This is a genomic window from Enterobacter cloacae complex sp. IR5401 (genome assembly GCF_049238425.1).
GTDB classification, from domain to species: Bacteria; Pseudomonadota; Gammaproteobacteria; order Enterobacterales; family Enterobacteriaceae; genus Enterobacter; species Enterobacter hormaechei_C.
On record NZ_JBMKHN010000001.1, the window covers coordinates 415,911 to 429,240 of the forward strand.

The following is a 13,330-nucleotide window of genomic DNA, read 5'->3' on the forward strand; positions in this document are numbered from 1 at the left end:
GGGGCAAAACAGCTATTCGGGGAATAATATGACCACACAACGCCCGTTAATTTCAATTTATATGCCGACATGGAACCGGCAGCAGCTGGCGATCCGCGCGATTAAATCGGTGCTGCGCCAGGACTACGATAACTGGGAATTGATCATCGTGGACGACTGCTCCTCTTCTTATGAGCAGCTGGCGCAGTTTGTCGCCGGGCTGAACGATCCGCGCGTGAGCTATACCCGTAACGCCATTAACTCTGGCGCCTGCGCGGTACGTAATCAGGCCATCATGCAGGCGCGCGGGGAGTATCTTACCGGCATCGACGATGATGATGAGTGGACGCCAAACCGCCTGTCGGTCTTTCTGTCGCACCAGGCGCAGCTGGTCACCCACGCCTTTTTATACGCCAACGACTATGTCTGCCAGGGGGAGGTCTACTCCCAGCCGGCGAGTCTGCCGCTTTATCCCAAGTCGCCGTACTCCCGCCGCCTCTTCTACAAGCGCAACATCATCGGCAACCAGGTCTTTACCTGGGCCTGGCGCTTTAAGGAGTGCCTGTTCGATACCGAACTGAAGGCGGCGCAGGATTACGACATCTTCCTGCGGATGGTGGTGGAGTATGGCGAGCCGTGGAAAGTGGAAGAGGCGACGCAGATCCTGCATATCAACCACGGGGAGATGCAGATCACCTCGTCGCCGAAGAAGTTTTCCGGCTATTTCCATTTTTACCGCAAGCACAAGGACAAATTTGACCGGGCGAGCCGCAAGTATCAGCTCTTTACCCTCTACCAGATCCGCAACAAGCGCATGAACTGGCGCACGCTGGTCACGCTCTTTTCGGTACGTAACACCAAGCGTCTGGCTGACGGGCTGCGGGGGAAATAATGCTGCTGGAAGATTGTCGCGCAAACAGCTGGAGCCTGCGCCCGTGCTGCATGGTTCTGGCCTACCGGATCGCGCATTTTTGCTCCGTCTGGCGCAAAAAGAATGTACTGAATAATCTCTGGGCCGCGCCGGTGCTGGTGCTCTACCGCCTGATAACCGAGTCTCTTTTTGGCTATGAGATCCAGGCCGCCGCCACCATTGGCCGCCGCTTCACCATCCATCACGGTTACGCCGTGGTGATCAATAAATGTGTGGTGGCCGGGGATGATTTTACCATCCGCCACGGCGTCACCATTGGCAACCGCGGGCCGGAGAGTCTGGCCTGCCCGGTGATTGGCAATAACGTCGAGCTGGGCGCAAACGTGGTGATGATTGGCGATATCACGGTAGGCAATAACGTCACCGTGGGGGCCGGAAGCGTGGTGCTGGACAGCATTCCCGATAACGCGCTGGTGGTAGGGGAAAAGGCCCGCGTGAAGGTGATCAAATGAATATTCTGCAATTTAACGTCCGCCTGGCAGAGGGCGGCGCGGCAGGCGTGGCGCTGGATCTGCACCAGCGGGCGCTGCAAAAAGGGTTGTCGTCGCGTTTTGTTTACGGCTACGGCAAGGGCGGCAAAAAAAGCGTCAGCCATGATAACTATCCGCAGGTAATCAAACAGACGCCGCGCCTGACCTCCATGGCCAATATTGCGCTGTTCCGTCTCTTCAACCGCGATCTGTTCGGCAACCTGAACAATCTCTGTCGCACCGTCACCCGCAGCACCGGGCCGGTGGTGCTGCACTTTCACGTGCTGCACAGCTACTGGTTAAACCTGGAAGAAGTGGTGGCGTTCTGTAAAAAGGTCAAAGCCCTTAAGCCGGAGACCACTTTCGTCTGGACCCTGCACGACCAATGGAGCGTGACCGGCCGCTGCGCTTTTACCGACGGCTGCGAAGGGTGGAAAACGGAGTGCCGGAAGTGCCCGACGCTCGACAACTATCCGCCGGTTAAGGTGGACAGGGCGCATAGCCTTGTGGCGGGCAAGCGCCAGCTCTTTCGCGAGATGCTCGCCCTGGGCTGCCATTTTATCTCCCCCAGCCAGCATGTGGCCGATGCGTTTAACAGCCTCTACGGAGCCGGGTGCTGCCACATCATCAATAATGGTATCGACGTGGCGACGGAAGCGATCCTTGCCGAGCTGACGCCGGTGACTGAGCCCGCAGGCAGGCCGAAAATCGCCGTGGTCGCGCACGATTTGCGCTACGACGGTAAAACCAACCAGCAGCTGGTGCGCGACATGATGGCGCTCGGCGAGCAAATTGAGCTGCACACCTTCGGCAAATTCTCTCCGTTTGAGGGGCCGAACGTGGTGAACCACGGCTTTGAAACCGATAAGCGCAAGCTGATGAGCGCCCTTAACGGGATGGACGCGCTGGTCTTTAGCTCCCGGGTGGATAACTATCCGCTGATTCTGTGCGAGGCGCTCTCCATCGGCGTGCCGGTGCTCGCCACCCACAGCGACGCGGCGCGGGAAGTGCTGGAAAAATCCGGGGGCAAAACGTTTAACGAGCAGCAGGTGCTGGCGCTGGTGCAACTGCCGAAGGCAGAGATCGCGCAGGCCGTATTTGGCACCAGCCTGGAATCGTTCCGCAGCCGCAGCCGCCGGGCCTATAGCGGTCAACAGATGCTGGAGGAGTATGTCTCGTTCTATCAGAATCTGTAGTTATCTGCTGCTGCCGCTTATCTATCTGCTGGTCAACGTCAAACTGGCACAGCTGGGCGAAAGCTTCCCGATAACCATCGTGACCTTCCTGCCGGTGCTGCTTCTGCTCTATGTGGATAAGATCAGCGTTAAAAAACTGATGATTGCGCTGGGCATGGGGGCAGGGCTGACGGCGTTTAACTATGTATTTGGTCTCTCGCTGGACGCCAGCAAGTATGTCACCTCCACCATGCTCTTTGTCTATATCGTGATCATTATGGGCATGGTCTGGAGTATTCGCTTTAAAACTATATCGCCACACAATTATAAGAAAATCCTTAGGTTCTTTTATATTGTGGTTGCGTTAATTGTCATGCTGGCCGCGATGGAAATGGCACAAATTATTTTGACCGGCGGCAGCAGCCTGATGGAGACAATTTCGAAATATCTGATTTACAGTAACAGCTATGTTCTGAATTTCATTAAGTTCGGCGGAAAACGTACCACCGCGCTCTATTTCGAACCGGCATTTTTTGCTCTGGCGTTAATCTCAATTTGGCTCAGCATCAAACAGTTTGGTATCAAAACGCCGAAGACAGATGCTATGATTCTTGCAGGAATCGTTCTGTCAGGTTCGTTTTCAGGAGTGATGACATTTATCCTGTTTTATCTTCTGGAGTGGGCTTTTCAGTATCTGAACCGGGAGGCTATTAAGAAAAAGCTGCCGCTGGCGATTATCTCATTAACCATGTTTTTAGTGGGCGTAATTTTTGCGTTTCCTTATATTGCCGAGCGTCTCGGTGATTTAGGAACGGAAGGCTCGTCATCCTATTATCGTATTATCGGGCCGCTGGCAATGGTAGGTCACTCTTTAACCCATATTGATGGTGTAGTCAGATTTGGCTCACTTTATGAATATGTCGCATCATTCGGAATCTTTAACGGTGCGGATGTGGGTAAAACAATAGACAATGGACTGTATCTGCTCATTATTTATTTTTCCTGGTTCGCAGTGATATTGACCCTGTGGTACATGTTTAAAGTGGTCAAAATGATGATCAACGCGTTTGGTGATAATCAGAATTTTCGCGTTCAGCTTTATCTTTTTACGCCGGTGTCGCTGTTTTTTACCGGCTCAATATTTAGCCCGGAATATGCGTTCTTAATTGTATGTCCGTTTATTTTGCGCAAGGCGCTTAATATTACGAACAGATGACGAGGTGATTTATGTTTCTTAGCGTCATTACTGTCGCCTTTCGTAACTACGAAGGGGTGGTAAAAACCTGGCGCTCGCTGCGCCATCTGGCACGCGATCCCAGCCTCACGTTTGAATGGATCGTAGTGGATGGCGGCTCCGACGACGGTACGGCGGAATTTCTCGAAAAACTGAACGGGGAGTTCAACTTACGTTATATCAGCGAAAAGGACAAAGGCATCTACGACGCCATGAATAAAGGGATCGACATGGCCCAGGGGCGCTATGCCATCTTCCTCAATTCCGGGGATGTTTTTCATGAAGATGTGGCGCTGTTTGCCCGCAAGCTGTCGCGCCAGAAGGAAGAGGCGATGGTTACCGGCGATGCGCTGCTCGATTTCGGTAATGGTCATAAGGTGAGCCGTAACGCCAAGCCCGGCTGGTATATTTACCACAGCCTGCCGGCGAGCCATCAGGCTATTTTCTTTCCGACCGCCGGGCTTAAAAAACACCCTTACGATCTGCAGTTTAAGGTTTCGTCCGATTATGCGCTGGCGGCCAGTCTCTATAAAGCGGGTTATCCGTTTCGCCGAATTAAAGGGCTGGTTTCTGAATTTTCCATGGGCGGCGTGTCAACTTCCAATAATCTGGAATTATGTCAGGATGCGCGAAAAGTCCAGCGCCAGATTTTGCATGTGCCAGGGTTCTGGGCGGAATTATCCTGGTTATTTCGCCTGAAAACGACCGGTAAAACGAAAGCCTTATATAACAAAGCCTGAATATAAGGACGCATTATGCAGCAGCTTGATGGATTTTCCGTGCCGAAAGATTTTCGCGGCGCCAGTGGAATTAAAGTACAAATCTGGTGGGCGGTACAGGCTACGTTATTCGCCTGGTCGCCACAGGTGCTCTATCGCTGGCGGGCATTTCTGTTACGTTTGTTCGGCGCAAAAATCGGAAAAAACGTAGTGATTCGCCCGTCGGTAAAAATTACCTACCCCTGGAAATTAATCCTCGGGGATTACGCCTGGGTGGGGGATGACGCGGTGTTATATACCCTCGGGGAAATTACCATCGGCGCCCATGCCGTGGTGTCGCAGAAATGTTATCTCTGCACCGGCAGTCACGATTTTATGAGCCAGCATTTTGATATTAACGCCACCCCAATTGTGATTGGCGAAAAATGCTGGCTGGCGACAGATGTTTTTGTGGCGCCCGGCGTCACGATTGGCGACGGCACCGTAGTCGGCGCCCGCAGCAGCGTTTTTAAGTCGCTACCGGCAAATAAAATTTGCCGTGGCAATCCCGCAGTGGTGATACGCGAACGCGTAGAAGCTGAATAAATTTGATAAGTACAGAGGAATATAAACATGTCTAAAGTCGCTCTCATCACCGGCGTTACCGGGCAGGATGGTTCTTACCTGGCAGAACTCCTGCTGGAAAAAGGGTATGAAGTGCACGGTATCAAGCGTCGTGCCTCGTCGTTCAACACCGAGCGCGTGGATCACATCTACCAGGATCCGCATGCCGCTAACCCGAAATTTCATCTGCACTACGGCGATCTGACCGATACCTCGAACCTGACCCGTATCCTGCAGGAAGTGCAGCCGGATGAGGTCTATAACCTGGGAGCGATGAGCCACGTTGCGGTCTCCTTCGAATCGCCGGAATATACCGCCGACGTTGACGCCATGGGTACCCTGCGCCTGCTGGAGGCGATTCGCTTCCTCGGTCTTGAGAAGAAAACCCGCTTCTACCAGGCCTCCACCTCCGAGCTGTACGGTCTGGTGCAGGAGATCCCGCAGAAAGAGACCACGCCGTTCTACCCGCGCTCTCCGTACGCCGTGGCCAAACTCTACGCCTACTGGATCACCGTGAACTACCGTGAATCCTACGGCATGTACGCCTGTAACGGCATCCTCTTTAACCACGAATCCCCGCGTCGAGGCGAAACCTTCGTGACCCGCAAAATCACCCGCGCGATCGCCAACATCGCTCAGGGCCTGGAGAAAACCCTTCACCTCGGCAACATGGACTCCCTGCGCGACTGGGGCCACGCCAAAGACTACGTGAAGATGCAGTGGATGATGCTGCAGCAGGAGCAGCCGGAAGATTTCGTTATCGCCACCGGCGTGCAGTATTCCGTACGCCAGTTCGTGGAGATGGCGGCGGCTCAGCTCGGCATTAAGCTGCGCTTTGAAGGCACCGGCGTTGAAGAGAAGGGCATTGTGGTCTCCGTGACCGGCCATGACGCCCCGGGCGTACAGCCAGGCGACGTGATTGTGGAAGTCGACCCGCGCTACTTCCGTCCTGCGGAAGTGGAAACCCTGCTGGGCGACCCGACCAAAGCGCACGAAAAACTGGGCTGGAAGCCGGAAACCACGCTGCAGGAGATGGTCTCTGAGATGGTCGCCAAGGATCTCGAAGCGGCGAAGAAACACTCCCTGCTTAAGTCTCACGGCTATGAGGTCGCCATCGCGCTGGAGTCTTAAGAATGAGCAAACAACGTATCTTTGTTGCCGGCCATCGCGGAATGGTCGGCTCCGCGATTGTACGCCAGCTCGAACAGCGCGGCGATGTGGAGCTGGTGCTGCGCACCCGTGACGAACTGAACCTGCTGGACAGCCGCGCGGTGGAAGCGTTTTTCGCCAGCGAGCGCATCGATCAGGTCTATCTGGCGGCGGCGAAGGTGGGTGGCATTGTCGCCAACAACACTTACCCGGCGGATTTCATCTACGAGAACATGATGATCGAGAGCAACATCATTCACGCCGCGCATCTGCACAACGTGAATAAGCTGCTCTTTCTCGGCTCCTCGTGCATCTACCCGAAGCTGGCCAAACAGCCGATCGCGGAAAGCGAGCTGCTGCAGGGGACCCTGGAGGCGACCAACGAGCCGTACGCCATCGCCAAAATTGCCGGGATCAAGCTGTGCGAGTCCTATAACCGCCAGTATGGTCGCGACTACCGTTCGGTGATGCCTACCAATCTCTACGGGCCGCACGACAATTTCCACCCGAGCAACTCCCACGTGATCCCGGCGCTGCTGCGTCGTTTCCACGAGGCGACCGCCGACAACGCCGCGGACGTGGTGGTCTGGGGCAGCGGCACGCCGATGCGTGAGTTCCTGCATGTGGATGATATGGCTGCGGCCAGTATTCACGTGATGGAGCTGGATCGCGAGGTGTGGCAGGAGAACACCGAGCCGATGCTGTCGCACATCAACGTTGGCACTGGCGTGGACTGCACCATTCGCGAGCTGGCGCAGACCATCGCGAAGGTGGTGGGCTATAAGGGCCGCGTGGTCTTTGACGCCACCAGGCCGGACGGCACGCCGCGCAAGCTGCTGGATGTCACCCGTCTGCATCAGCTTGGCTGGTATCACGAGGTCTCGCTTGAGCAGGGGCTGGCAAGCACATACCAGTGGTTCCTGGAAAACCAGCACCGCTTCCGGGGGTAACCATGTTTTTAAGTCAGGAAGATTTTGCCACGGTAGTACGCTCGACCCCGCTGATCTCCATCGATTTGATCGTGGAGAACGAACGGGGCGAGTACCTGCTCGGTAAACGCACCAACCGTCCTGCGCAGGGCTTCTGGTTTGTGCCGGGCGGACGCGTACAAAAGGATGAGACGCTTGCCGATGCGTTCGCGCGCCTCACCGGGGCGGAGCTGGGGCTGAGCCTGCCGCTTACGGCAGGGCAGTTTTATGGCGTCTGGCAGCACTTCTATGACGATAACTTTTCCGGCACCGGGTTCACCACCCACTACGTGGTGCTCGGTTTTCGCCTGAAGGTCAGCCAGGCCGACCTGCGTCTGCCCGACGCGCAGCATGACGACTACCGCTGGCTGACGCCCACCGCGCTGCTGGCGAGCGACAATGTCCATGACAACAGCCGCGCCTATTTTCTCTCTGAGCGTCAGGCGGTGGGGTTATGAAAATACTGGTGTATGGCATCAACTACTCGCCGGAGCTCACCGGGATCGGCAAATACACCGGCGAAATGGTGGAGTGGATGGCAAGCCAGGGGCACGAGGTGCGGGTCATTACGGCCCCGCCTTACTACCCGGAGTGGAAGGTGGGCGAGCGCTATTCCAGCTGGCGCTACCGCCGGGAAGAGGGCAACGCCACCGTCTGGCGCTGCCCGCTTTATGTGCCGAAACAGCCTTCGACGCTGAAACGTTTAATTCATCTTGGCAGCTTCGCCCTCAGCAGCTTTTTCCCGCTGATGGCGCAGCGCCGCTGGAAGCCGGACCGCATTATCGGCGTGGTGCCGACGCTCTTTTGCACGCCGGGAATGCGTCTGCTCGGCAAACTTTCCGGCGCCCGCACCCTGCTGCACATCCAGGATTATGAAGTGGACGCCATGCTCGGTCTGGGTATGGCGGGCAAAGGCAAGGGCGGCAAAGTCGCGAAGCTCGCCGGCGCCTTTGAGCGCAGCGGCCTGCATAACGTCGACTATGTCTCCACCATCTCCCGCTCGATGATGAATAAAGCGCAGGAGAAGGGGGTAGCGGCGGAAAAGGTGATCTTTTTCCCCAACTGGTCTGAAGTGGCGCGCTTTCGTGACGTGGCCGCCAGCGACGTGTCGGCGCTACGCACCAAGCTGGGGCTGCCCGCCTCGCAAAAAATCATCCTCTATTCGGGGAACATCGGGGAAAAGCAGGGGCTGGAAAACGTCATCGAGGCGGCCACCCAGCTTCGCAACCACGACTGGATGTTTGTCATTGTCGGGCAGGGGGGCGGTAAGGCGCGACTGGAGAAGATGGTGGCTGAACGCCGTCTGACCAATGTGAAATTTTTCCCGCTTCAGCCCTACGAGACGCTGCCCGTCCTGCTGAAGATGGGCGACTGCCATCTGGTGGTCCAGAAACGCGGCGCGGCGGATGCGGTTCTGCCTTCCAAATTGACCAATATTCTGGCCGTGGGCGGTAACGCGGTGATCACCGCCGAGCCTGAGACGGAATTAGGCCAGCTCTGCCAGAACTGGCCGGGTATTGGCGTCTGCGTCGAGCCGGAATCGGTATCGGCGCTGGTCGCGGGCATTGAACAGGCGCTTGCCATGCCAAAGGAGAACACGGTGGCACGTGAGTATGCCGAACGCACCCTCGAGAAAGAGAACGTGCTTAGCCAATTTATTGCAGATATACGGGGATGAATCATGAGTCATAGCAAACTTTTTCCGGTCGTGATGGCTGGCGGCTCTGGCAGCCGGTTGTGGCCGCTCTCCCGCGTGCTCTATCCCAAACAGTTCCTCTGCCTGAAAGGGGATCTCACCATGCTGCAAACGACGGTCTGCCGTCTGAACGGCGTGGAGTGTGAAAGCCCGGTGGTGATCTGTAACGAACAGCACCGCTTTATCGTTGCCGAGCAGCTGCGCCAGCTCAACAAACTCACGGAAAATATCATTCTGGAGCCTGCCGGACGTAACACCGCCCCGGCCATCGCCCTCGCGGCGCTGGCGGCGAAACGGGCCAGCCCGCAGAGCGATCCCCTGATGCTGGTGCTGGCGGCGGATCATGTCATTCAGCAGGAAGAGGCTTTCCGCGACGCGGTACATGCCGCCATTCCTTATGCCGAGAGCGGCAAGCTGGTCACCTTCGGCATCGTGCCGGATCTGCCGGAAACCGGCTACGGCTATATTCGCCGCGGCGAAGTGACCCCGGGCGAGGGCGACAGCGTCGCCTTCGACGTGGCGCAGTTTGTGGAAAAACCGAATCTGGAGACCGCCCAGGCCTATGTGGCGAGCGGCGAGTACTACTGGAACAGCGGCATGTTCCTCTTCCGCGCCGGACGCTATCTGGAGGAGCTGAAGAAATATCGCCCCGATATCCTCAGCGCCTGTGAAAAGGCGATGAGCACCGTCGACCCGGATCTCGACTTTATCCGCGTGGATGAGGAGGCGTTCCTCGCCTGCCCGGAAGAGTCCATCGACTACGCGGTGATGGAGCGTACGGCGGATGCGGTGGTGGTGCCGATGGATGCCGGCTGGAGCGACGTCGGCTCCTGGTCCTCCCTGTGGGAGATCAGCGCCCATACGCCGGAGGGCAACGTGCATCACGGGGATGTTATCAGCCACAAAACCGAAAACAGCTACGTCTACGCGGAATCGGGGCTGGTGACCACCGTCGGGGTAAAGGATCTGGTGGTGGTGCAGACCAAGGACGCGGTGCTGATCGCCGATCGCAACGCCGTGCAGGACGTCAAAAAAGTGGTGGAGCAGATTAAGGCCGATGGCCGCCACGAGCACCACATTCACCGGGAGGTCTACCGCCCGTGGGGGAAATATGACTCCATCGACGCCGGCGACCGTTATCAGGTGAAGCGCATCACCGTGAAGCCGGGCGAGGGGTTGTCGGTGCAGATGCATCACCACCGCGCCGAACACTGGGTGGTAGTGGCGGGGACCGCCAGAGTGACCATCGACGGCGAGGTGAAGCTGCTGGGCGAGAATGAGTCGATCTACATTCCGCTGGGGGCGACCCACTGCCTGGAAAACCCCGGCAAAATTCCGCTCGACCTGATCGAGGTGCGCTCCGGCTCCTATCTGGAAGAGGACGACATCGTCCGCTTCGAGGATCGCTACGGGCGGGTGTAGCGCGCCGAATCATGCCCGGTGGCGCTGCGCTGACCGGGCCTGCGAATGACAAAAATAAATTTGGCCATTAAGTGGCAGGGCTAACTGTTGCCTGAAGAAGGGTAAAAACATGACAAAATTAACCTGTTTCAAAGCCTACGATATCCGCGGCAGACTGGGCGAAGAGCTGAACGAAGAGATTGCGTGGCGCATTGGCCGCGCCTACGGCGAATATTTAAAGCCGAAAACCATCGTGCTGGGCGGCGACGTGCGCCTCACCAGCGAATCCCTCAAGCTGGCGCTGGCGAAAGGGCTGCAGGACGCGGGCGTGGATGTGCTCGATATCGGCCTGTCCGGCACCGAAGAGATCTACTTTGCCACCTTCCATCTGGGCGTTGACGGCGGTATCGAAGTGACCGCCAGCCATAACCCGATGGACTACAACGGCATGAAGCTGGTGCGCAAGGGCGCGCGTCCCATCAGCGGCGACACCGGCCTGCGCGACGTGCAGCGCCTGGCGGAAGCCAACGACTTCCCGCCGGTGAACGAGGCGACGCGCGGCAGCTACACCCGCATCGACCCGCGCAGCGACTATATCGACCACCTGCTCGGCTACATCAACGTGAAGAACCTCAAACCCCTGAAGCTGGTCATTAACTCCGGCAACGGCGCGGCGGGCCCGGTGGTGGATGCGCTGGAAGCACGCTTTAAGGCGCTGAAGGTGCCGGTGACCTTTATCAAGGTGCACAACACCCCGGACGGCAGCTTCCCGAACGGCATTCCCAACCCGCTGCTGCCGGAGTGTCGCGACGACACCCGTAACGCGGTCATCGAACACGGCGCCGATATGGGTATCGCCTTTGACGGCGACTTCGACCGCTGCTTCCTCTTCGATGAGAAAGGGCAGTTTATCGAGGGCTACTACATCGTCGGTCTGCTGGCGCAGGCGTTCCTGGAGAAAAATCCGGGGGCGAAAATCATCCACGACCCGCGCCTCTCCTGGAACACGGTTGATGTGGTGACAGCGGCAGGCGGCACGCCGGTCATGTCGAAAACCGGGCACGCCTTTATCAAGGAGCGCATGCGCGAAGAGGATGCCATCTACGGCGGCGAGATGAGCGCCCACCACTATTTCCGCGACTTCGCCTACTGCGACAGCGGCATGATCCCGTGGCTGCTGGTGGCCGAGCTGCTCTGCGTGAAGGGGAAAACCCTGGGTGAACTGGTGACGGACCGGATGGCGGCCTATCCGGCGAGCGGGGAGATCAACAGCAAGCTCGCGGCTCCCGCAGAGGCGATTGCCCGGGTGGAGCACCACTTCGCCCTGCACGCGCTGGAGAGCGACCGCACCGACGGCATCAGCATGACCTTTCCCCAGTGGCGTTTCAACCTGCGCTCCTCCAACACCGAGCCGGTGGTGCGCCTGAACGTGGAGTCCCGCGGCGATGTGTCGCTCATGGAAGCGCGAACGAAGGACATTCTGGCGCTGTTGAATCAGTAACGTTTACCCCTCACCCCGGCCCTCTCCCCAGACAGGAAAGGGTCTCAAAGTTCCCTCTCCCTTCTGGAGAGAGGGTTAGGGTGAGGGGAATAATAAAACAGGAACAACGATGACAAATCTAAAAAAGCGCGAGCGAGCCAAAACGAATGCATCGTTAATCTCTATGGTGCAGCGTTTTTCTGATATCACCATCATGTTCGGTGGACTATGGGTGGTGTGTCAGGTCAGCGGGCTGCCGTTCTTATATATGCACCTGCTGATGGCACTCCTCACGCTGGTGGTGTTCCAGATGCTGGGCGGGATGACCGATTTTTATCGCTCCTGGCGCGGCGTTAAAATCTCGACTGAACTGCTGCTGCTGTTACAGAACTGGACCTTAAGCCTGATCTTTAGCGCCGGGCTGATGGCGTTTAATAACGACTTTGATAATCCCTTTATCACCTGGTTTAGCTGGTATCTGCTGACCAGCGTGGGAATGGTGGTCTGCCGCTCTCTGATTCGCTTTGGCGCGGGCTGGCTGCGCAATCGTGGCTACAACACGCGCCGCGTGGCGGTGGCGGGCGATCTGCCGGTCGGCGGCGTTCTGCTGGAGAGCTTCCGTAAGGAGCCGTGGCTCGGCTACGAGGTGGTAGGGATTTACCATGACGCCAAACCTGGCGGCGTAACGGCGGACTGGGCGGGGAATTACGAACAGCTCGTCGAGGATGCCAAAGCCGGGAAGATCCATAACGTCTATATTGCCATGTCAATGCGCGACGAAGCCTGCATCAGAAAGCTGGTGCGCGAGCTGGCGGATACCACCTGTTCCGTGATCCTGATCCCCGATGTCTTTACCTTTAATATCCTGCACTCGCGCGTGGAAGAGGTGAACGGCGTGCCGGTGGTGCCGCTCTACGACACGCCGCTGTCGGGCACTAACCGCATACTAAAGCGCATCGAGGATATCGTGCTCTCTTCGCTCATCCTGCTGCTCATCTCCCCGGTTCTCTGCTGCATTGCGCTGGCGGTAAAACTGAGCTCGCCGGGCCCGGTCATCTTCCGCCAGACCCGCTACGGTATGGACGGCAAGCCGATTATGGTGTGGAAGTTCCGTTCCATGAAGGTGATGGAGAACGATAAGGTCGTGACCCAGGCGACGCAGAACGATCCCCGCGTAACCCGGGTGGGGAACTTCCTGCGCCGCACCTCCCTTGACGAGCTGCCGCAGTTTATCAACGTGCTGACCGGCGGAATGTCTATCGTCGGGCCGCGCCCGCACGCGGTGGCGCATAACGAGCAGTATCGCGCCCTGATTGAAGGTTACATGCTGCGCCACAAGGTGAAGCCGGGCATTACCGGCTGGGCGCAGATCAACGGCTGGCGCGGGGAGACCGACACCCTGGAGAAAATGGAAAAACGCATCGAGTTCGATCTGGAGTACATCCGCGAGTGGAGCGTCTGGTTCGATATCAAGATCGTCTTTCTGACCATTTTCAAAGGCTTCGTCAATAAAGCGGCGTACTAA

Annotated in this window: 13 protein-coding genes; all 13 read left to right on the plus strand. The window is 57.4% G+C overall.

Annotated features, from left to right (window positions below; all coding sequences use genetic code 11):
- Nucleotides 1-28: 28 nt before the first annotated feature.
- The 13 genes from wcaA to wcaJ all read left to right on the plus strand — a co-directional run bounded on the left by wcaA (nt 29) and on the right by wcaJ (nt 13,330).
- Entirely contained in the window at nt 29-871 is an 843-nt protein-coding gene (gene wcaA / locus ACOTX1_RS01855; RefSeq protein ID WP_194303434.1) for a colanic acid biosynthesis glycosyltransferase WcaA, read from the plus strand.
- Between the two features lie 2 nt (nt 872-873).
- Nucleotides 874-1,362 (plus strand): colanic acid biosynthesis acetyltransferase WcaB, encoded by a 489-nt coding sequence (gene wcaB / locus ACOTX1_RS01860; protein WP_194303522.1) that lies wholly within the window; start codon nt 874-876, stop codon nt 1,360-1,362.
- Entirely contained in the window at nt 1,359-2,576 is a 1,218-nt protein-coding gene (gene wcaC, locus ACOTX1_RS01865; RefSeq protein ID WP_194303436.1) for a colanic acid biosynthesis glycosyltransferase WcaC, read from the plus strand. Before wcaB ends, wcaC begins: the two co-directional genes overlap by 4 nt.
- Nucleotides 2,551-3,771 carry a colanic acid polymerase WcaD gene (wcaD, locus tag ACOTX1_RS01870; protein WP_194303524.1) on the plus strand — a complete coding sequence of 407 codons (1,221 nt, stop codon included), beginning with the start codon at nt 2,551-2,553 and terminating at the stop codon, nt 3,769-3,771. Before wcaC ends, wcaD begins: the two co-directional genes overlap by 26 nt.
- 11 nt (nt 3,772-3,782) lie before the next feature.
- Nucleotides 3,783-4,529, plus strand: a complete 747-nt coding sequence (wcaE, locus tag ACOTX1_RS01875) for a colanic acid biosynthesis glycosyltransferase WcaE (protein ID WP_194303438.1) — start codon at nt 3,783-3,785, stop codon at nt 4,527-4,529.
- A 15-nt stretch (nt 4,530-4,544) separates the two neighbouring features.
- Nucleotides 4,545-5,093, plus strand: a complete 549-nt coding sequence (gene wcaF / locus ACOTX1_RS01880; RefSeq protein WP_194303439.1) for a colanic acid biosynthesis acetyltransferase WcaF — start codon at nt 4,545-4,547, stop codon at nt 5,091-5,093.
- 27 nt (nt 5,094-5,120) lie between these two features.
- The gene (gene gmd, locus ACOTX1_RS01885) at nt 5,121-6,242 is read left to right on the plus strand and encodes a GDP-mannose 4,6-dehydratase (RefSeq protein WP_061709660.1); all 1,122 of its coding nucleotides are present in this window, start codon (nt 5,121-5,123) and stop codon (nt 6,240-6,242) included.
- A 2-nt stretch (nt 6,243-6,244) separates the two neighbouring features.
- Nucleotides 6,245-7,210, plus strand: a complete 966-nt coding sequence (gene fcl / locus ACOTX1_RS01890) for a GDP-L-fucose synthase (protein WP_194303441.1) — start codon at nt 6,245-6,247, stop codon at nt 7,208-7,210.
- 2 nt (nt 7,211-7,212) lie between these two features.
- The gene (locus ACOTX1_RS01895; RefSeq protein WP_194303443.1) at nt 7,213-7,686 is read left to right on the plus strand and encodes a GDP-mannose mannosyl hydrolase; all 474 of its coding nucleotides are present in this window, start codon (nt 7,213-7,215) and stop codon (nt 7,684-7,686) included.
- The gene (gene wcaI / locus ACOTX1_RS01900) at nt 7,683-8,906 is read left to right on the plus strand and encodes a colanic acid biosynthesis fucosyltransferase WcaI (protein ID WP_194303445.1); all 1,224 of its coding nucleotides are present in this window, start codon (nt 7,683-7,685) and stop codon (nt 8,904-8,906) included. The genes ACOTX1_RS01895 and wcaI overlap by 4 nt, the downstream gene beginning before the upstream one ends.
- A gap of 3 nt (nt 8,907-8,909) precedes the next feature.
- On the plus strand, nt 8,910-10,346 hold the full coding sequence (gene cpsB, locus ACOTX1_RS01905) for a mannose-1-phosphate guanyltransferase (protein WP_061709656.1): 1,437 nt from the start codon (nt 8,910-8,912) through the stop codon (nt 10,344-10,346).
- Between the two features lie 109 nt (nt 10,347-10,455).
- Entirely contained in the window at nt 10,456-11,826 is a 1,371-nt protein-coding gene (cpsG, locus tag ACOTX1_RS01910) for a colanic acid biosynthesis phosphomannomutase CpsG (protein ID WP_194303447.1), read from the plus strand.
- Nucleotides 11,827-11,935: 109 nt separating this feature from the next.
- A complete protein-coding gene (gene wcaJ, locus ACOTX1_RS01915; RefSeq protein ID WP_194303448.1) occupies nt 11,936-13,330 on the plus strand; it encodes an undecaprenyl-phosphate glucose phosphotransferase in 1,395 nt (464 codons plus the stop codon).

What these genes read in the sequence shown, in the direction of transcription:
- wcaE (WP_194303438.1), top strand. Translation starts at nt 3,783, where the DNA reads ATGTTTCTTAGCGTCATTACTGTCGCCTTTCGTAACTACGAAGGGGTG.
- wcaI (WP_194303445.1), top strand. Translation starts at nt 7,683, where the DNA reads ATGAAAATACTGGTGTATGGCATCAACTACTCGCCGGAGCTCACCGGG.
- wcaJ (WP_194303448.1), top strand. Translation starts at nt 11,936, where the DNA reads ATGACAAATCTAAAAAAGCGCGAGCGAGCCAAAACGAATGCATCGTTA.
- wcaF (WP_194303439.1), top strand. Translation starts at nt 4,545, where the DNA reads ATGCAGCAGCTTGATGGATTTTCCGTGCCGAAAGATTTTCGCGGCGCC.
- wcaC (WP_194303436.1), top strand. Translation starts at nt 1,359, where the DNA reads ATGAATATTCTGCAATTTAACGTCCGCCTGGCAGAGGGCGGCGCGGCA.
- fcl (WP_194303441.1), top strand. Translation starts at nt 6,245, where the DNA reads ATGAGCAAACAACGTATCTTTGTTGCCGGCCATCGCGGAATGGTCGGC.
- wcaD (WP_194303524.1), top strand. Translation starts at nt 2,551, where the DNA reads ATGTCTCGTTCTATCAGAATCTGTAGTTATCTGCTGCTGCCGCTTATC.
- wcaA (WP_194303434.1), top strand. Translation starts at nt 29, where the DNA reads ATGACCACACAACGCCCGTTAATTTCAATTTATATGCCGACATGGAAC.
- ACOTX1_RS01895 (WP_194303443.1), top strand. Translation starts at nt 7,213, where the DNA reads ATGTTTTTAAGTCAGGAAGATTTTGCCACGGTAGTACGCTCGACCCCG.
- gmd (WP_061709660.1), top strand. Translation starts at nt 5,121, where the DNA reads ATGTCTAAAGTCGCTCTCATCACCGGCGTTACCGGGCAGGATGGTTCT.
- cpsB (WP_061709656.1), top strand. Translation starts at nt 8,910, where the DNA reads ATGAGTCATAGCAAACTTTTTCCGGTCGTGATGGCTGGCGGCTCTGGC.
- cpsG (WP_194303447.1), top strand. Translation starts at nt 10,456, where the DNA reads ATGACAAAATTAACCTGTTTCAAAGCCTACGATATCCGCGGCAGACTG.